This window comes from Rhodococcus sp. NPDC076796, assembly GCF_040702765.1.
In the GTDB taxonomy this organism is placed as follows: Bacteria; Actinomycetota; Actinomycetes; order Mycobacteriales; family Mycobacteriaceae; genus Rhodococcoides.
The window spans coordinates 211,366-228,412 of the sequence record NZ_JBFBMS010000002.1 but is presented as its reverse complement, the minus strand read 5'-3'; the positions used below and the strand labels follow the sequence as shown (position 1 = coordinate 228,412).

Annotated in this window: 19 protein-coding genes; 9 read left to right on the top strand and 10 right to left on the bottom strand. The window is 66.0% G+C overall.

The genetic code is table 11. The features are described 5' to 3' along the window. Positions 1-17 precede the first annotated feature (17 nt). Both AB0366_RS06240 and AB0366_RS06235 read left to right on the top strand, forming a co-directional pair. On the top strand, positions 18-1,475 hold the full coding sequence (locus tag AB0366_RS06240; RefSeq protein ID WP_366243122.1) for a M20/M25/M40 family metallo-hydrolase: 1,458 nt from the start codon (positions 18-20) through the stop codon (positions 1,473-1,475). Positions 1,476-1,512: 37 nt separating this feature from the next. Beyond that, positions 1,513-2,334 (top strand): adenylate/guanylate cyclase domain-containing protein, encoded by an 822-nt coding sequence (locus AB0366_RS06235; RefSeq protein WP_366243121.1) that lies wholly within the window; start codon positions 1,513-1,515, stop codon positions 2,332-2,334. Here AB0366_RS06235 and thiD read toward each other — a convergent pair. Continuing rightward, positions 2,296-3,150: a bifunctional hydroxymethylpyrimidine kinase/phosphomethylpyrimidine kinase gene (gene thiD, locus AB0366_RS06230; protein ID WP_032393765.1), complete on the bottom strand. Its 855-nt coding sequence runs from the start codon at positions 3,148-3,150 to the stop codon at positions 2,296-2,298. The genes AB0366_RS06235 and thiD overlap by 39 nt on opposite strands. A 292-nt stretch (positions 3,151-3,442) precedes the next feature. On the opposite strand from thiD, the gene AB0366_RS06225 reads away from it, so the two are divergent. The 3 genes from AB0366_RS06225 to AB0366_RS06215 all read left to right on the top strand — a co-directional run bounded on the left by AB0366_RS06225 (position 3,443) and on the right by AB0366_RS06215 (position 4,916). After that, entirely contained in the window at positions 3,443-3,769 is a 327-nt protein-coding gene (locus tag AB0366_RS06225) for a GNAT family N-acetyltransferase (RefSeq protein WP_037186711.1), read from the top strand. A gap of 111 nt (positions 3,770-3,880) precedes the next feature. Further along, positions 3,881-4,234, top strand: coding sequence for a GNAT family N-acetyltransferase (locus AB0366_RS06220; protein ID WP_366243120.1), 354 nt, complete (start codon positions 3,881-3,883; stop codon positions 4,232-4,234). Between the two features lie 85 nt (positions 4,235-4,319). Continuing rightward, positions 4,320-4,916, top strand: coding sequence for a hypothetical protein (locus AB0366_RS06215; protein WP_366243119.1), 597 nt, complete (start codon positions 4,320-4,322; stop codon positions 4,914-4,916). Here AB0366_RS06215 and AB0366_RS06210 read toward each other — a convergent pair. The 3 genes from AB0366_RS06210 to AB0366_RS06200 are packed head-to-tail and all read right to left on the bottom strand — an operon-like array spanning position 4,886 to position 7,268. Next, on the bottom strand, positions 4,886-5,686 hold the full coding sequence (locus AB0366_RS06210) for an exodeoxyribonuclease III (RefSeq protein WP_366243118.1): 801 nt from the start codon (positions 5,684-5,686) through the stop codon (positions 4,886-4,888). The two genes, AB0366_RS06215 and AB0366_RS06210, sit on opposite strands and share 31 nt — an antisense overlap. Positions 5,687-5,697: 11 nt before the next feature. After that, on the bottom strand, positions 5,698-6,642 hold the full coding sequence (locus AB0366_RS06205) for a GNAT family N-acetyltransferase (RefSeq protein WP_366243794.1): 945 nt from the start codon (positions 6,640-6,642) through the stop codon (positions 5,698-5,700). A 23-nt stretch (positions 6,643-6,665) separates the two neighbouring features. Further along, a complete protein-coding gene (locus AB0366_RS06200) occupies positions 6,666-7,268 on the bottom strand; it encodes a peptide deformylase (protein ID WP_366243117.1) in 603 nt (200 codons plus the stop codon). 328 nt (positions 7,269-7,596) lie between these two features. On the opposite strand from AB0366_RS06200, the gene AB0366_RS06195 reads away from it, so the two are divergent. The 4 genes from AB0366_RS06195 (at position 7,597) to AB0366_RS06180 (ending at position 10,485) form a co-directional block, all read left to right on the top strand. Further along, positions 7,597-7,935, top strand: coding sequence for a DUF3263 domain-containing protein (locus AB0366_RS06195; RefSeq protein ID WP_032393769.1), 339 nt, complete (start codon positions 7,597-7,599; stop codon positions 7,933-7,935). 57 nt (positions 7,936-7,992) lie between these two features. Beyond that, positions 7,993-8,529 (top strand): LytR C-terminal domain-containing protein, encoded by a 537-nt coding sequence (locus tag AB0366_RS06190; RefSeq protein WP_366243116.1) that lies wholly within the window; start codon positions 7,993-7,995, stop codon positions 8,527-8,529. A 113-nt stretch (positions 8,530-8,642) separates the two neighbouring features. After that, the gene (locus tag AB0366_RS06185; protein WP_366243115.1) at positions 8,643-9,353 is read left to right on the top strand and encodes a superoxide dismutase family protein; all 711 of its coding nucleotides are present in this window, start codon (positions 8,643-8,645) and stop codon (positions 9,351-9,353) included. Position 9,354: 1 nt separating this feature from the next. Continuing rightward, positions 9,355-10,485, top strand: a complete 1,131-nt coding sequence (locus tag AB0366_RS06180; RefSeq protein ID WP_366243114.1) for a glutamate--cysteine ligase — start codon at positions 9,355-9,357, stop codon at positions 10,483-10,485. Between the two features lie 7 nt (positions 10,486-10,492). On the opposite strand, the gene mnhG is transcribed toward AB0366_RS06180, so the two are convergent. Genes mnhG through AB0366_RS06150 form a run of 6 tightly spaced genes read right to left on the bottom strand, consistent with a single transcriptional unit; the run spans position 10,493 to position 16,858 of the window. After that, positions 10,493-10,831 carry a monovalent cation/H(+) antiporter subunit G gene (mnhG, locus tag AB0366_RS06175; protein WP_366243113.1) on the bottom strand — a complete coding sequence of 113 codons (339 nt, stop codon included), beginning with the start codon at positions 10,829-10,831 and terminating at the stop codon, positions 10,493-10,495. Positions 10,832-10,853: 22 nt separating this feature from the next. Then, positions 10,854-11,111 carry a monovalent cation/H+ antiporter complex subunit F gene (locus tag AB0366_RS06170; RefSeq protein WP_121872248.1) on the bottom strand — a complete coding sequence of 86 codons (258 nt, stop codon included), beginning with the start codon at positions 11,109-11,111 and terminating at the stop codon, positions 10,854-10,856. Then, positions 11,108-11,755 carry a Na+/H+ antiporter subunit E gene (locus AB0366_RS06165; RefSeq protein WP_121872249.1) on the bottom strand — a complete coding sequence of 216 codons (648 nt, stop codon included), beginning with the start codon at positions 11,753-11,755 and terminating at the stop codon, positions 11,108-11,110. The genes AB0366_RS06170 and AB0366_RS06165 overlap by 4 nt, the downstream gene beginning before the upstream one ends. Next, on the bottom strand, positions 11,752-13,395 hold the full coding sequence (locus AB0366_RS06160; RefSeq protein ID WP_366243112.1) for a Na+/H+ antiporter subunit D: 1,644 nt from the start codon (positions 13,393-13,395) through the stop codon (positions 11,752-11,754). Before AB0366_RS06160 ends, AB0366_RS06165 begins: the two co-directional genes overlap by 4 nt. Beyond that, complete coding sequence (locus AB0366_RS06155; protein WP_121872251.1) at positions 13,392-14,012, bottom strand: Na(+)/H(+) antiporter subunit C; 621 nt, start codon at positions 14,010-14,012, stop codon at positions 13,392-13,394. The genes AB0366_RS06160 and AB0366_RS06155 overlap by 4 nt, the downstream gene beginning before the upstream one ends. Then, a complete protein-coding gene (locus AB0366_RS06150; protein ID WP_366243110.1) occupies positions 14,009-16,858 on the bottom strand; it encodes a Na+/H+ antiporter subunit A in 2,850 nt (949 codons plus the stop codon). The genes AB0366_RS06155 and AB0366_RS06150 overlap by 4 nt, the downstream gene beginning before the upstream one ends. Between the last annotated feature and the right edge of the window lie 189 nt (positions 16,859-17,047).

Below are 17,047 nucleotides of genomic sequence, written 5' to 3'. Positions count from 1 at the left end.
CCGGTAGGGTGTCCGCTATGCGGATTTCCTTGCTTGCAGGTAGCGCTGTCACTGTCTTGATTCTGGCCGGTTGCTCGTCCACCTCGGACGAGGAACCGGCCAGAGTTTTCGCCACACCCGACGGGCCGGGGCTCTCTGCCGCGGTCACCGAGGAGGCGTTGGTGGGGCACCTCGAACAATTGGAAGCCTTCGCCGCCGAGAACGACGGAAACCGCGCGGCCGGCACCGCCGGTTACGACGCGAGTGTCGATTATGTTGTCTCGCAACTCGAATCGGCCGGGTTCGAGGTCACCACCCCGGAATTCGAGTTCGAGACCTTCGAGGCGCAGACCCAAACGCTGTCGCTGGCGGGCACCGAGATCCCGGTGTTCGCGCTCAGTTACTCGCCGACCACCACGGCCGAGGGGATCACCGCACGCGTCGTCGGCGCTCCCACCGGCGCAGACGGCTGCGAGGCAGCCGATTACACCGGCCTCGACCTGGCCGGAGCCGTCGCGGTCGTGCCGCGCGGAGTATGCCCGTTCGGTGTGAAGCAAACCGTCGCAGCAGAACTGGGAGCGGCCGCCGCGATCATCGTCAACAACGAACCGGGACCGCTCGATTCCGGCACGCTCGGCGACGCCGACACCGCCCGGATTCCGACCGGCGGTGTCAGCCAGGAGGACGGCGCGGCCGTTCTGGCCGCACCCGAGGTGACGCTGACACTCGTCACCGAAACCGAAACGACCAACAGTCGCAACATCATTGCGCAGACCACCACGGGTTCCACCGAGAACGTGGTGGTCACCGGTGCGCATCTCGACAGCGTCCCCGACGGCCCCGGCATCAACGACAACGGAACCGGCACGGCGGCAGTACTCGAGACCGCACTGCAGATGGGCAGTGCCCCCGAGGTCACCAACGCGGTGCGTTTCGCGTTCTGGGGAGCCGAGGAGAACGGACTCGTCGGCTCGACCAAATACGTCGAGGGCCTGTCCGACGAGGACAAGCGAAACATCGCGCTGTACTTGAACTTCGACATGATCGGCTCGAACAACGCCGGCTACCTCGCCTACGACGGAGACGACTCCGACCAGGTGGGTGAGCCCGCCGGACCGACCGGATCCGACGCCATCGAGCGTACTTTCGTCGAGCGACTGGCAGAGGGGGGCGTAGCCGTCGACGGGACCGATTTCGACGGTCGCTCGGACTACGGCCCGTTCATCGAGGTCGGCATCCCCGCCGGTGGCGTGTTCAGCGGAGCGGACGACACCAAGACCGCAGCGCAGGCCGAGAAGTGGGGCGGCACCGCGGATCAGACCTTCGACGAGAACTATCACACCGACCAGGACACCCTGGCGAACGTCGACCGCGCCGCACTGGCGAAGAACGGTGCGGCCGTGGCCTACGGCATCGGCGTCTACGCGCAGTCGGTCGAGGGCCCCAATGGGGTTCCGGTGGGTGCCGAGCGCGAGGCCGCGCGCGCCGAAGGGTGAGGGAAAGTATGTGTAACCGTGGGTTACGCTCGATGCTGTGAACGCAGTCGTCTCCTCGGTCGTGGAGTGGGTCCGCACCACCAACCGAGCGCCCGCGGTGGTCGGGGCGGTTCGACGTGTGCGCCGCGCACTACCGGGTGACCCCACGTTCGGCGATCCCCTCTCGATCGATGGTCCGGGCAGAGCCCTGGCCGTCGCCCGCGTCGCCGACAGGTTCTTGGCTGCGAATGGACTCGACGACGAACCCGGCGCGTCCCGCGAAGTGGGCCTCGGGGCGTTGCAGCTGTGGCAGGCGATCCTCGAACGCGCAGGCCGTGGCCGCGGCGAGCACGACGTCACCATCGTGTTCACGGACCTCGTCGGCTTCTCGTCCTGGTCGCTGCGGGCCGGCGACACCGCCACCCTGACGCTGCTGCGCAAGGTGTCCAAAGCCGTCGAACCCGAGGTCGCATTCCGCGGTGGCCACGTCGTCAAGAGGCTGGGCGACGGCATCATGGCGGTGTTCGCCGATGCGGGCAAAGCCGTCGACGCGGTCTTCGCGGCCCGCGAGGCCCTGAAGGGCGTCGACGTCGACGGCTACACCCCGACGATGCGCGTCGGCATCCACACCGGCAGCCCGCGTCAGGTGGGATCGGACTGGCTGGGCGTCGACGTCACCGTCGCCGCCCGGGTGATGCAGACCGGCGGCAACGGCAACGTCATGATCTCCGCAGCGGCTCTCGAGGCGGTCCCGCCGGAGGTGCTCGACGCCTTACGCGTGGTCTCCAAGCCCTATCGCCGCAGCTTCTTCGCTCCGAAGATCAAGGGCGCACCCGACGACCTACGCATCCTCCGACTCGTGCAGTCGCCACAGCGGTGACACCGGTCCGTGGCCTGCGCCCAGATCGTAGGACGCAGCCAGACAGCGGGTGACCCACTCCTTGCCGAACGCCACCGCGTCGGGCATGGAGTATCCGTGCGCCAGGGCCGAGGCGATCGATGCGGCGAGGGTGTCGCCGCCGCCGTGATCGTTGCCGGTGTCGATGCGCTCGCTGGTGAACTCGAGGAAGGTGTCGCCGTCGAACAGCAGGTCGGTGCTGTGCGTTGACGTCCGCAGGTGACCGCCCTTGACCAGGGCCCACTGCGCGCCCAATCCGTGTAGGGCCTCGGCGGCGCGGTGTGCGCTGGAGTCGTCGACCACGTCGATGCCGGTGATGAGCCGAACCTCGTCGAGGTTGGGAGTCACCAGCGAGGCGATGGGAAACAGGGTGTGGCGGATGGCGTCGAGTGCTTCGGCGTGCAGCAGTGGATCGCCGTGCATCGACGCGCACACCGGATCGACGACCAGGGGAACCGGCTGATCTCGGCCGATGCCGACTTCGGTGCAGACGGCCGTGACCGCTTCGATGATCGCGGTGGAGGCCAACATTCCAGTCTTCGCTGCGCCGACGCCGATGTCGGAGACGACGGAGCGAACCTGCGCGGCGACAACGTCCGGCGGAATCTCGTGGAAGCCCGTCACGCCGACGGTGTTCTGGACCGTGACCGCGGCGACGGCAACGCAGGCGTGGACACCGAGCAGTGCCATCGTTCGGCTGTCCGCTTGGATTCCGGCACCGCCGCCGGAGTCGGTTCCGGCGATGGTCAGCGCGCGGACAGGAGTCTCGCCGTTGGGCGTGAGCGGTAGGAACTTCACGAGAGAAGACAGTACCGGCGGGCGGGGAGTCGGCGGTCTCGGCAGGCGAATCGGATTGCCGAGTACGTGGCGAAATCATGGGCCGGCCTTGAATGTTGTTGTATCACAACGCCGAACAGGGTCACTTATGATCCGTACCAGCATTCGTGCCGTGTTGGACGGACAAACCTACGCAACCGAAGGTTTGTTGGTAGAAAAGGTGACAGAGCCACCGTGCGCATGTTTAATAGTGGTGCACGTCACAGAAGATTTCATTCGTTCATCACTCCACACACAGCGAAGGAGGCGTCCCATGCTGGCAAGTTCTCCTAGCGCTGATGTCTCGATCAACAAAGACCAGAACCGGTTCGAGCTTCGATTGAACGGTGATCTCGTCGGGATCGTCGGCTTCTACGAGGTCGAGGGAAACGGCAAGCGTGCGACGCGTACCCATGTCGTGTCCTTCATGCACACGGTTGTCACCGAGGATTTCGGTCATCAGGGCCTGGCCGGCATTCTGGTGCGCCGCGCACTCGACAGTGCTCGGTCCTACGGCTGGAAGGTCAAGCCGGTCTGCACGTACGTGCAGCGCTTCGCGGCAGCCAATCCCGAGTACAACGACATGCTCGTCGCTCTCTGACGTCTGGCTGACGATCGGCCGCATTGAGGCTGGTCACATTAAGGGCACGACTCGGCGACGATCGATGCACTTACCTCGCGTCACATGGACAACACTGGTCTCATCAGTGATATGAGTCACATACTTCCACGGCGGGTTCACGGGCTCGCTCCGGTCGACCGGCCCGTTGTTCGTATCGAGGACGACGTCGATCACAACAGGTTCGATCTCTTCGTCGACGACGAACTCGTCGGCATTCTCGGGTATCGCTTCGGTGAGGGCGACGACGACGGCGTCGGCCCGGTCGTCGCGCTCATGCACACCGTCGTCAAGGAGGAGTACGGCGACCGTGGGTGGGCGGGCGTGCTGGTCCGAGCGTCGCTGAACACTGCTCGTGATCGGCAGTGGCGCATCGTTCCGATCTGTACCTACGTTCGGCGGTATCTGGCGCAGCATGATGAATTTCTGGATCTGATCGCCGAATAGAGAGCAGTGCTCTTGTTTTCTCGACGCACCGAATGAATACTGCTTCCTATAGAGAGCGCCGCTCTCGAAAGGATGGCATTCCCCGATGCGTGTAGCCCTGTATCTGTTCCTCGGAGTCATGTTCGCCGCATATCCCGCACTGCGCCCCTACTCGGACGAGGTGGGCAGCGCGGGAGCCGACGCCTTCGCATCCTCGAACTGGGTGCTCTCTCACACCTTCGCCATGCTCGGCTTCGTCGCGCTCGGGCTGACCGTGCTCTACGGCGGTCGACGGTCCGATCTTGCGGTGGTGACCACCTGGATCGGCGTCGGCTTGGTGCTGCCGTACTACGGCGCGGAAACCTTCGCGCTGCATGCGCTGGGTGTCGATGCCGTACAGAACGCGAACCCGGGCCTGATCGATCTGGCCGACCCGATTCGGTACTCGCTCGTGCAGTCCGTCATGTTCGGGCTCGGACTCGTGCTGATTGCCGTCGGGCTGGTGGCATTCGCTCTACGCAACCGCTACGCCGCGGTGCTCGCTGCAGGGTTCGTGCTCTTTCTTCCGCAGTTCTACACCCCGCCCGCCGTGCGAATTGCGCACGGAATGCTGATCGCCGTCGGGGCGATTCTTGCCGCGAGGGCAGTGGCGAACAGGTCGGTGGACTCTGCTCAGCCGATCTCCACGATCACCGGAGCGTGATCGCTGGCCCCCTTGCCCTTGCGTTCCTCGCGGTCGATCGACGCACCGGTCACCCGAGCCGCCAGGGCCGGGGAGGTCAACGCCATGTCGATGCGCAGACCCTGCTTCTTGGGGAACCGCAACTGCGTGTAGTCCCAGTAGGTGTACGTCCTGGGCTCGGGGGTGAACTGCCGCGTCACCTCGGTGAAGCCGGCGTCGCCGAACGCGGTGAAGGCATCACGCTCGGCCTGGGAGGTGTGGGTCTTGCCCTCGAACAGTGCGGGATCCCAGACGTCGTCGTCGGTGGGTGCGATGTTCCAGTCGCCCACGAGCGCGATTAGCGCCTGCGGATCCGCTGCCACCCACGCCTGCGCGTCGGCCTTCAGCGCAGCGAGCCACTCGAGCTTGTAGGTGTAGTGCGGATCGGCGAGTTCGCGGCCGTTCGGCACGTACAGGCTCCAGACGCGGACCCCGTCGCACGTGGCACCGATGGCGCGGGCCTCCTGAGCGGGATCGACCTCGGGATCCTTGCTGAACCCGGGCTGATCCTCGAACCCGACCTGCACGTCGTCCAGGCCGACGCGAGAGGCGATCGCGACGCCGTTCCACTGGCTCAGCCCGACGTGGGCGACCTCGTACCCGATGTCGGTGAACCGCTGATACGGAAACTGTGCGTCCTTGCACTTGGTTTCCTGCATCGCCAGAACATCGACATCGGATCGCTGCAGCCAATCGACGATTCGATCCTGACGAGAGCGGACGGAGTTCACATTCCAAGTAGCCAAGCGCACGGGAACGAACCCTATCGAACGCCCCCGACAGGGTTCGGACCGATCGCGTTCTCGGGCCGGGCATAGCGATAGCGATGATGGTCCTCGAAGCCCAGGTCTCGGTACAGGGCAACGGCTTCGGTGTTGTTCACGGCCACCTGCAGGTACGCGTGCGTCGCGCCGTGCCCGCGTCCCCAGCGCACCAGTTCTCCGCACATCAGGGTGCCGAGCCCGTTGCGGCGATGTTCGGGGGAGACCCAGAGCGAGGTCAGTCCCACCCAGCAGCGACCGTCCGGGGCGGTGGTGACGGCCGCGCGACCCACGGCGGCTGCCGACGACGACCGCGCGCCGATCATGCCGAAACCGAGGGTGCCGCCCCGGACTGCGGCGACCACCTCCGCTGCGCCTGCGGGTGCCTCGCTGCCTTGGTAGCGCAGGGAAGTCAACCACTCGGATGTCGGCTCCGCGGTGACGGCGATGGCCGAATCGCCCTCTCGTAGAACGAGCTTCGAGATGTCTGCAGCCATGACGGCGGTCTCGTTGTAGGTCTGCCACCCCGCCGGAGCGCTGCCGAGACGGTCCGGGAGTGACAGCGTCGGCGGCAGTCCGCGCGCGGCGTATCGGTCGACGATCTGCGCGAGAGTCTCGGCCGTCGTCGATGCTCCGGGCTCGAGGGGCGCCGCCGAGTTGGCGCGGCCGGTGAACCCGTGACCGAACCGCAGCTGCCAGCCGTCGACCCATTCCCGCTCCACGCCCGGCCAGCCGTCTGCGGCAGCGGCCTCGAGCGAGCGGATCTCCGAGGTTCGAATCGGTTTGGGCCCCAGGGGTTTCAACGCCACGACTCGTTCGGCCGCGACCTGCACCAGCGCACCGTCCCGGCCGCGCACCGAGACCGCACCGGCGTCGATGGCAACCAGTTCGCCGATCACGTCCGTCATCGGGTGGGTGTGGCCGGGTGGCAACCGGTAGCGAAGCATCACCCGCGTACCCACCGGGACGGTCAGTCGTCGTCCTCGTCGTCGTGGCCGAACGGGTCGTCCACCGTGCCGGGCGTCCAGCTCAGCCCGGGCACGCCCCACCCGGCGCGCTTGATGGCCTTCTTCGCGGCCCGCGCATGCCGACCGATGAGCACGTCGGTGTAGAGATAACCGTCGAGATGTCCCACCTCGTGCTGGAGCATCCGAGCGAAGAAGCCGCGGCCCTCGATGTCTACGGGCTCGCCCTCGGCGTCCGTACCGGTCACGCGAGCCCACTCGGCGCGCCCGGTGGGGTGCTGCTCGCCGGGGACGGACAGGCAGCCCTCGTCGTCGTCGTCCGGATCGGGCATCGTCTCCGGGATTTCCGACGTCTCGAGCACCGGGTTGACGACCTCGCCGCGGCGGCGGAAGATCTTGCCGTCCTCGCCTTGATCGGGGCAGTCGTAGATGAACAGGCGCTTGCCGACGCCGACTTGATTCGCGGCGAGACCGACGCCGTTCGCGGCGGCCAAGGTCTCGTACATGTCGGCGATCAGCTCGGCCAGCTCGGCGGGTGACTCGGTGACGGGAGCTGTTGCGGTGTGCAGCACCGGATCGCCGACGATCCGGATGGGAAGAATTGCCATGGTCGACAAGGATACCGGGAGTGGAGCCTGCGGAATGACCCAGTGGTGCGGGAGTGGAGCCTGCGGAATGACCCAGTGGTGCGGGAGTGGAGCCTGCGGAATGACCCAGTGGTGTGCCAGACGCATGTGGTCGAGCACGTGGAACACGCCACGCGCCGGTACCTCGCGGGAGCCGTGCTCGAGCCGTCGAGCATGGTTGAATGATCCCCGAAGTACAACTGTGTAATTCGGTCGGTGCTCCTACGGGTGCCGGCAGTGCTGGGGGAAGCAGATTTCTCCGGGTAGGTGTTCCTGCCGACCCGAGGAAGTCGAGAAGTCGAGGAGTGGGATGGACGGCGCAGCAGCGCGTGACTCGAACCAGTCTCAGCAACCGGGAAGTTCGGACGGCTCTCAGGATCCGAACGAGGTCGGTGCGGACGGACTGAGTCGACGAGAGCACGACATCCTGTCCTTCGAGCGGCAGTGGTGGAAGTACGCCGGGGCGAAGGAAGAGGCCATCAAGGAACTCTTCTCCATGTCGGCAACCCGCTACTACCAGATTTTGAACGCGTTGGTCGATCGTCCCGAGGCGCTCGCTGCGGATCCGATGTTGGTCAAGCGCCTGCGTCGGTTGCGTGCGAGCCGGCAGAAGGCGCGTGCGGCACGTCGGCTGGGTTTCGACGTCTGAGCAGGACCTTCGTTCCGTGTGCCGAGTCGCCGTCGACGGTCGGCTAGGGTCGAGTACGTGAGCAGCCCGAACCCGGAACAGACCGGGCCACCACTTCGTGCCCTGGCCATGGTGTTGATCTCGCTCGCGATCCTGTTCGCAGCGATCGGCGCGTTGTCGCTGACGGGTTCCGATTCCGACGAGGCGGCCGCCGAGTCCGCTGCCGAGACGACGAGTGCACCGGCTGCGGTCGCACCGACCGCACAGGCTCCGGCTCCTGCAGCGCAGGCCCCGGCCGCCGACGCGTCGCCAGGTTCCGCCGCACCCACCACCTCGGCCACCCCCGCCGACGTCGAGGTGCGCGTGCTGAACAATTCCAACGTCTCCGGCCTGGCGGCAGGCACAGCGAGCACGTTGACCGCCGAGGGATGGACCGTCGCCGAGACCGGCAACTTCAGCGAAGCCCAGTTCGCGCAGACCGCGGTGTACTACGGCACCACAGCAGGCGAGGAACAGGCGGCGCAGACGATCGCCACGCAGCTCGGCGTCCCGGCCGAGCCCAAGCCGACCTCGCTCGAATCCACAGCAGGCGTTGTCGTCATCGTGACTCAGTAGTCCTACAGCGACCAGTTCGACAGCATCGACTTCCGTGCCCGATTCGGCTGAATCGGTCGGCACGTTATCATTTCCGAGCCCGGCGAAACTGCCTGAAAGAGGAGCGATTTCCGATGGACATGTTCAAGCGACGCACTGCTGCGACCCGCTCATTGCGTTACGTGGCCCCGGTCCTCGCGATCGCAGCGCTCGGGCTCTCCGCCTGCAGCAACGGCGAGGTTCCGTCCGATGTCCCCGGCACCGTCCCGCCGGTCTGGACCGGCGAGGCCGATCCGTCGGCAGAAGCCGTCGCTGGTGACAGTCCGGCCGAGTCGGGCTCCGGCGACACCATCGAGGGCACCCTGCGCAACGCTGCCGGCGCCGAGGTGGGCACGGTCTCGTTCGCGTCCGAGGGCGACAAGCTCACCGTCACCGCCGAGGTCGAGGACATGGCCCCCGGCTTCCACGGCTTCCACGTTCACACTGTCGCCGCCTGCGAGCCGAACTCCGTGGCACCGACCGGCGGGGAGCCCGGCGCGTTCCTGTCCGCGGGCGGTCACCTGCAGGTCGACGGCCGCACCGAGTACCCGGCCAGCGGTGACCTGACGTCCATTCAGGTCGGCGAGGACGGCACCGGCATGCTCACCACCACCACCGATGCGCTCACGCTCGACGATCTGCGTGCGGACGGCACCGGAACGGCTGTGATCGTGCACGAGGGTGCCGACAACTTCGCTAACATCCCGCCGCGCTACACCCTGCCGGACGGTGCCGCTGTGCCGGACATGACGACTCTGATGACCGGCGACGCCGGCTCGCGGGCGGCGTGCGCGGTACTGCAGTAGTTTGAGCGCTCCCCGGATCGACTTCGCGAGTTCACCGCGCCCGACGCTCGGCGTCGAGTGGGAGATCGCGCTGGTCGACAAGAACACGCGAGACCTGGTCAACTCCGCCGAGGCGGTCATGGACGGCGTCCGCGATCTGGCCGGGGACACCCCGCGGGTGACCAAGGAACTGTTGCGCAACACCGTCGAACTCGTCACCGGAGTGTGCGAGAACGTCGGGGAGGCGATGGCAGACCTCGGTGAGTCGCTCTCGTTGGTCGAGCGTGCCGCTGATCCGCTGGGAATCGATCTGTTCTCGGCGGGCACGCATCCGTTCGCCGAGTGGTCCACCCAGCAGCTCACCAGCTCTCCGAGCTACGACGAGTTGATCGCTCGGACGCAGTGGTGGGGTCGGCAGATGCTGATCTGGGGTGTACACGTGCACGTGGGAGTGTCGTCTCCCGACAAGGTCTTTCCCATTCTCAACTCGTTGCTGCTGCAATACCCGCACCTGCTGGCGCTGTCGGCGTCCTCGCCGATCTGGGCGGGCAACGACACCGGCTACGCCAGCAATCGGGCATTGATGTTCCAGCAGCTGCCGACGGCCGGTCTGCCGTTCCAGTTCGAGGACTGGTCGCAGTTCGAGGGATTCGTCCGCGATCAGCTCAAGACCGGCGTCATCGAGCAACTCGGCGGCATGCACTGGGACATCCGCCCCGCCCCCAAGTGGGGCACGATCGAGGTTCGGGTGTGCGACGGGGCGTCGACCAAGCGGGAGCTCGCGGCTCTTGTCGCGTTGACGCACTGCCTCATCGTCCATCTCGACGAACGTCTCGAAGCGGGGGAGACCCTGCCGTCGATACCGCCGTGGCACGTGCAGGAGAACAAGTGGCGGGCCGCCCGATACGGCCTCGACGCCGAGATCATCCTCGACTCGGACAGCAACGAACGTCTGGTCACCGACGATCTGCACGACCTGCTCGAGAAGCTGACGCCGACGGCCGTCCGACTGAACTGCGTCGACGAGCTGGCAGCGGTAGCCGACATTCCCCGGCGAGGGGCGTCGTATCAGCGTCAGCGGGCGGTGGCCGCGAAATCGGGCGGCGACCTGCGAGCCGTCGTGGAGTCGTTGGTCACCGACCTTCGATCCTGAACCCGCGCTACTGATCCGATTCGTTCGGTTCCATCTCGTTGACGATGAGCAGACCGTCGCGGCCGCGTTGTTCCCGGTAGGCGACGCGGCCGACGGTGTGCGCGATGACCGGGGCGGTGACCAGGGTGAAGATGCCCACCAGCACGAGCATCCAGATGTCGACGTTGCCGCGCAGGCTGATGACGGCCCCGATCAGGACCATGATCAGACCGACCACCTGCGGCTTTGTGGCCGCGTGCATCCGCGAGAGGGTATCGGGAAAGCGGACGATGCCCACTGCTGCGGTGAAGGCGAGCAGCGCTCCGAACAGGATGAAGGCGGAGGCTATCCACTGGGCTGCGGTCATCGTTCGCCCCTCACTGTGTCGATCATTCGTCCCTCACTCTGAATCGTGCGATGCTGACCGACCCGACGAAGCTGACCAGTGACAGCGCGACGATGGCCGGTACGAGGGTGGTGTCGCGGCTGTAGACGGCCCACACGCCGAGACCACACATCGAGAGGGCCAGGATCGTATCCATCGCCACGAGACGGTCCAGCGTGCTCGGCCCGTCGAGCAGTCGGTATGCGGTGAGGATCGCGGCACCGATCAGGAGGGCTCCGGCTATCGCCAGTACGACGGTCACGACCAGTCCCCCTTCCTCTTGTCGTCGGTCTTCTTGTCGTCCCTGGGGGCGTCGAGGTCTTTCGACGCCGGATCGTCGCCGAGCACTCCGTGGTACTGCTCGTACTCCTGGTAGTGCAGCGGGCTCGGCTTCCAGTCGGAGTCTCGCTCGAACGCGGCGATGAAGAGCTTCTCCAGGTTCCGTACGTAGGCGTAGAAACCGTCGACGGCCTTCTGGGTGCCCATGTCCAACACGTGCACGTAGAGCAGGCGTCTGGTCCGGTCGATCTCGAGCACCATGGTGCCGGGCACGAGGTTCATCGCGTCGACGAACAGGGTGAGCACCAGATCGGACTTGACCGCGATACGGCAGCGCAGCACCCCGGTGACCGGCGGAGCCTTGGGCCGGATGGCCAACCAGGCCACGCTGAAGCTCGATTCCATTGCGTAGTAGAGAAATACGACGGCCAGCTTGACGAGTGAGAACACGTGGATGCGGCCCTCGACGGGAACGCGAGGCAACGGCAGCAGCACCATGATGAGCAGCCCCACCGCGATACCGCCGAGGATGTTCGCCGCAGAGACGTTGCCCCACAGCAGAACCCAGATGGCGGTCAACCACGCCAGGGTCCACAGGCGTAGCAGGAAGGAACGGTTCATCTTCATCGAGTGCCTTCCTCGTCTCCGCGTGCCTGCTCGGCGGCCTGATCTCCGACGAATTCCGCACCGCGCACCGCATCGATGTACACCGATCGATCGCGAAGGTCCGCTGCGGCGCGATCGCTGATGTCGATGATGGGCCCGGCGAACACCGTCATGGCCAAGCCGACGGCAACCAGCCCGATCGTCGGGAGCAACATGAAGGCGGGCATCCGGCCCACGTCCTCGCGATCACCGAACGCGATGTCCGAGGAATCGTCGAGCAGCGCGGACGGGCTGTTGTCCGCCAGGTCGCCCTCGGGGGCGTCGGCGCGAGCGCGCCAGAACGCCTTGGTCCAGACACGGGCGACGACGTACAGCGTCAACAGGCTGGTGACGGTTCCGCCTGCGACGAGCAGCCAGGCCAACACACTGCCCTGCTCGCTACCGGCCTGCAGCAGCGCGACCTTGCCGATGAAGCCCGAGAACGGCGGAATGCCACCGAGATTGAGGGCCGGCACCAGGAACACGATCGCCAGGACCGGGCTGGCCGCAGCCAGACCGCCGAGGCGTCGAAGCGACGACGATCCGGCCTGACGCTCGATGAGACCGACGACTAGGAACAGCGTCGTCTGCACCAGAATGTGGTGGGCGACGTAGTAGATCGAGCCGGACAGTCCCGACTGCGTCGACAGCGCGACGCCGAAGATCATGTAGCCGATATGGCTGACGAGGGTGAACGACAACAGTCGCTTGATGTCGCTCTGAGCAATGGAGCCGAGGATGCCGACGAGCATCGTCAGTAGGCCACAGACCATCAGCACGTTGTCGAGCGAGCCGTCGGGGAACAGCAGGGTGTGGGCGCGGATGATCGCGTACACACCGACTTTCGTCAGCAGGCCGGCGAACACTGCGGTGACCGGTGCCGGGGCGGTGGGATACGAGTCGGGCAGCCACGTCGAGAGCGGGAACACCGCGGCCTTGATGCCGAACGCGACCAGCAGGACCGCGAAGATCGCGGTTCTGGTGCCGGAGTTTATGTCGTCCATCCGTACCGCGATGTGGGCCAGGTTCAGCGTCCCGGTTGCGCCGTACACCAGCGCGATGCCGATCAGGAAGATCAGCGAGGACACCATCGACACCATCACGTACGACACACCCGCGCGTACGCGGTCCGCGCTCGCGCCGAGTGTCAGCAGCACGAACGACGCCGCGAGCAGCACCTCGAAGCCGACGAACAGATTGAACAGGTCCCCGGCGAGGAACGCGTTGCAGACACCTGCGGTCAACGCGAGGTAGGTCGGCAGGAAGATCGAGACGGGCTGGTTTTCGCTGCCGTCGCGGATGCCCTGGCCGATCGAGTAGACCATGACGGCGAGCAGCACGATCGACGAGACGACGAGCATCATCGCCGACAGGCGGTCCACCACGAGGGAGATGCCGAGCGGGGAGTCCCAACCGCCGACCTGCAGGGCGCTGGTGCCGTCGCGGTCGGCGAGGTAGAGCATCACCGACGAGATCGCGACCACGGCGGTCAGCGCGACGAGGGTGATGAAACGCTGCGCACGGGGACGTCGACCGAGCACCAGAGTCAACGCTGCCGCGAGCATCGGAATCAGTACCGGCAGCGGAGTGAGAACGTCGATCACTCCTGGGGAGATCGTCACTGGTCGTCTCCCTTCTTCTCTGGCCTGCTGTCGTCCTTCTCGGCTGTGTCGATGCCGTCGAGCCCGCGCACCTGCGGATCGTCGTCGTCGTCGAAATCACCGTCGTGCAGATCCTCGTAGCATTCGAGGTCCTCGCGATTGACGAGTTGTTCGATCGGAATCGGGTTGCCCTTCGAGTCGAACGCGTCGCCGCCGAAGCTCGGCTCGCCCGTCACCGGGTCGTCCGAGCGGTCGCGGTCGGGGGCCTCGGCCATCGAGCGACGTCGGGAGACCTTGGTGTCCTCGGGGTCGTTCTCGACGTCGTCCTTGGTGTTGAGAGTGAACGACCGATACGCCAGCGCCAGCACGAACGCCGCGATACCCATCGTGATGACGATCGCCGTCAGGATCACCGCCTGGGCCAGAGGATCTGCCATCTCCTGGTTGACGGCGTTGTCGCGGCCCACGATCGGTGGTGCCCCCGCGGGCCCGCCGACGGTGAGCAACAGCAGGTTGACGCCGTTGCCGAACAGCAGCAGCCCCAGCAGCATCTTGGTGATGCTGCGTTCGAGCAGCAGGTAGACACCCGATGCGACGAGGACACCGGTGATGATCAGCATTCCGAGATCTGCGGTCATGGGGCGCTCACTCGGCCTTGGCTCTGCATTTCCACCTGTGCGTCGAGACGGGCACCGAGACTACGGAGCACGTCGAGTACCAACCCGACCACGATGAGATACACACCGAGGTCGAAGAACAGTGCGGTGACCAACTTGATGTCGCCGAGGATCGGCAACGTCATCTCCAAAGTCGCCGAGGACAACGCCGGGGCACCGAGGAACATCGACGCCACCGCCGTACCGGCCGCGAAGATCAAACCGAGACCCAGGATCTTCCCGGCATCGATCGGCACTGCCTCGCCGAGCTCGTAGCGCCCACCGGCGAGGTAGCGCAGCACCAGCGCCAATCCGGCGGTGAGGCCACCGGCGAAACCGCCACCCGGAGCGTTGTGGCCGGAGAAGAAGAAGTAGATCGAGAGCACCATGATCGTCGGGAAGATCAACCGCGTCGTGACCTCGAGAATCAACGAGCGATGTCGTGGATCGATCAGATCGCCGCCGAGCAGCCACGTCGTCTCCGCCGCGAAATTCGCATCCGAGGACGAGGCGGGGGCGTCGGACACCCGCGGAGCGCTGCCGAACCGGCGGTTGCGGAAGACCAGGCTGGCCACGCCCGTTGCCGCGACGAGGAGAACACAGATCTCGCCGAGGGTGTCCCAGGCGCGGATGTCCACGAGGATGACGTTGATGACGTTCTTGCCGTCGCCCAGGTTGTACGCGGCGTCCGGCAGGAGCAACGACACCGGGGCCGTGTTTCGCGCGTTCATTGCGAATGCGCCCAGCACGCTGACGGTCGCTCCGACGGCGACGGCAAGCACGGCGCGGGGGGCGCGCGATCCGGCCGAGCCTCGATCGTCGACCTCGGCAGGCAGCTTGCGCAGCACCAACACGAACACCACGAGGGTGAGGGTCTCGACGAGGAACTGGGTCAGGGCCAGGTCCGGTGCGCCGTGGATGGCGAAGATGACGCCGCAGCCGTAGCCGGTGAGCCCGACGAGGATGACGCTGGCCAGGCGGTTGCGCATCACCGTGGCTCCGAGGCCACCGGCGATCATGATCACGCCGATGACCAGCTGCAACGGGGTGTTCCACAGGGTGTAGTCCAAGCCCGAGTCCTGGCCGACGAGCAACACGATCATCGGCAGCAGTACCAGAGTCAGCAGGATCGTGCCCTGGGTGAGGGGGAGCGAACCACGCTGGGTGGTGCCGGTCAGGCGGATGGACAGGGCGTCCATGTACTTGAGCACGTTGTCGTAGATGCGGTCCGCGTTGCCGAGCGGGGGATGCTCGAACTTGAGCCGGTTGACGACCCGGTGGGCGATGAACAGGCCGACACCGCCGGTGACGACGACGACCGTCAGTGCGAGCGGAAGGTTGAATCCGTGCCAGAGGGCCAGGTGGTAGGGCTCCTGGCCGTACGACGGAAGTGTGCGAGCGTAGGGACTGACGATGTGGTCGACGACCGAGGATGCGAACCCAGCGACCAGACCGAGCACCGCCAGGAATGCGGGTGCGGCCAGGAACAGTACGGACGGCGCGTGCATCGCCCTGACCGACGGACTCGCCCGCTTGAGCTGCTTGCGTGCGAACGCGCCCCAGACGAACCGGATGCTGTAGGTGACCGTGAGGATCGAGCCGATCACCAGGCCTGCGACGACGACTGCCGCGACCGTGGGATCGAGCGTCGGCGTGCTGATCACGGCCGACAACGCCGTCTCCTTGCCGACGAACCCGAGCATCGGCGGGAGCCCGGCCATGCTGGCCGCGGCCAGCGCGGCTATCGCGGCGAGCCAGGGAGCCTTCTTGCCCAGGTGGGCGAGTTTGCGGATGTCGCGGGTGCCGGTGGTGTGATCGATGATGCCCACGACCATGAACAGCGCCGCTTTGAACATCGCGTGTGCGATCACCATCGTCAGGCCTGCGAGCATGGCCTTCTCGGAGCCGATGCCGACCAAGACCATGAGGAAGCCGAGCTGGCTGACGGTTCCGAACGCGAGGATCAGCTTGAGGTCGAATGCGCGCAGAGCTCGCCAGCCGGCCAGGATCATCGACAGCAGACCGAGGCTGATCACGGTGGCGCGCCACGGGCCGGAATCGGCGAACCCCGGGGCCAGGCGTGCCACCAGGTAGATGCCTGCTTTCACCATCGCGGCGGCGTGGAGGTAGCCGCTGACCGGCGTCGGTGCGGCCATGGCTCCGGGGAGCCAGAAGTGGAGTGGCACGATGGCCGACTTGCTCAGTGCGCCGATGAGGACCAGCACGATCGCGACACCGGGCAACCAGCCGCCCGGCGCGTCCGCGACCAGCTCGGAGAGGTTGTAGGTGCCGGACACCTGGCCCAGGATGATGATGCCGACCAGCATCGCCAGACCGCCCGCGGTGGTGACGAGAAGTGCCTGGGTGGCTGCGCGTCTGCTCGAGGCTCGCTCGGCGTAGTGGCCGACGAGCAGGAACGACAGGACCGTGGTGATTTCCCAGAAGATGTAGAGCACCAGCATGTTGTCGCTGGTGATGAGGCCGAACATCGCACCGGAGAACGCGACCATTTCGGCGGCGAACAGCCCGAGCCGGGGCTCGTCGTCCTCGAAGTAGCGTGCGCAGTAGAGCAGAATCAGTGCGCCGATACCGAGGACGAGCAGCGACATGATGGCGGCCAGGGAGTCGAACCGCATGTCGATGTTCATCGACAGGCCGGGGACCCATTCGATGTTCAGGTTCTGTTCGGTTCCCCAGTTGCCGAACACCCAGATCAGACTGAGCAGGGGTACGAGCGCGAGGGGGAAAAAGGCATTGCGACCCCACCACCGGACGAACAGCGGCGCGAGCAGCGCGGCGGCGGCGTGCGCAAGAAGAATGGCGAGCAAAAATCACTCCGTCGTCTCGGTCGCATCGGCGGTGAAACCGAGCGGTGGTCGTAGGGCGGCGATGAGTAGGGTGTGCGAAGTCCGTGTGAAATTTGGATGTGAAGCTTTGGGAAGTAACGAACCGGTCGCCGAACGGCAGCCGTGAGTTCTCGCTTTCCACTTTACTTTGCGTGGTCGAACGCGTGCCAA

What these genes read in the sequence shown, in the direction of transcription:
- AB0366_RS06155 (WP_121872251.1), bottom strand. Translation starts at nt 14,012, where the DNA reads ATGACCGCAGATCTCGGAATGCTGATCATCACCGGTGTCCTCGTCGCA.
- AB0366_RS06240 (WP_366243122.1), top strand. Translation starts at nt 18, where the DNA reads ATGCGGATTTCCTTGCTTGCAGGTAGCGCTGTCACTGTCTTGATTCTG.
- mnhG (WP_366243113.1), bottom strand. Translation starts at nt 10,831, where the DNA reads ATGACCGCAGCCCAGTGGATAGCCTCCGCCTTCATCCTGTTCGGAGCG.
- AB0366_RS06185 (WP_366243115.1), top strand. Translation starts at nt 8,643, where the DNA reads ATGGACATGTTCAAGCGACGCACTGCTGCGACCCGCTCATTGCGTTAC.
- AB0366_RS06220 (WP_366243120.1), top strand. Translation starts at nt 3,881, where the DNA reads ATGAGTCACATACTTCCACGGCGGGTTCACGGGCTCGCTCCGGTCGAC.
- AB0366_RS06165 (WP_121872249.1), bottom strand. Translation starts at nt 11,755, where the DNA reads ATGAAGATGAACCGTTCCTTCCTGCTACGCCTGTGGACCCTGGCGTGG.
- AB0366_RS06225 (WP_037186711.1), top strand. Translation starts at nt 3,443, where the DNA reads ATGCTGGCAAGTTCTCCTAGCGCTGATGTCTCGATCAACAAAGACCAG.
- AB0366_RS06205 (WP_366243794.1), bottom strand. Translation starts at nt 6,642, where the DNA reads ATGCTTCGCTACCGGTTGCCACCCGGCCACACCCACCCGATGACGGAC.
- AB0366_RS06195 (WP_032393769.1), top strand. Translation starts at nt 7,597, where the DNA reads ATGGACGGCGCAGCAGCGCGTGACTCGAACCAGTCTCAGCAACCGGGA.
- AB0366_RS06215 (WP_366243119.1), top strand. Translation starts at nt 4,320, where the DNA reads ATGCGTGTAGCCCTGTATCTGTTCCTCGGAGTCATGTTCGCCGCATAT.
- AB0366_RS06200 (WP_366243117.1), bottom strand. Translation starts at nt 7,268, where the DNA reads ATGGCAATTCTTCCCATCCGGATCGTCGGCGATCCGGTGCTGCACACC.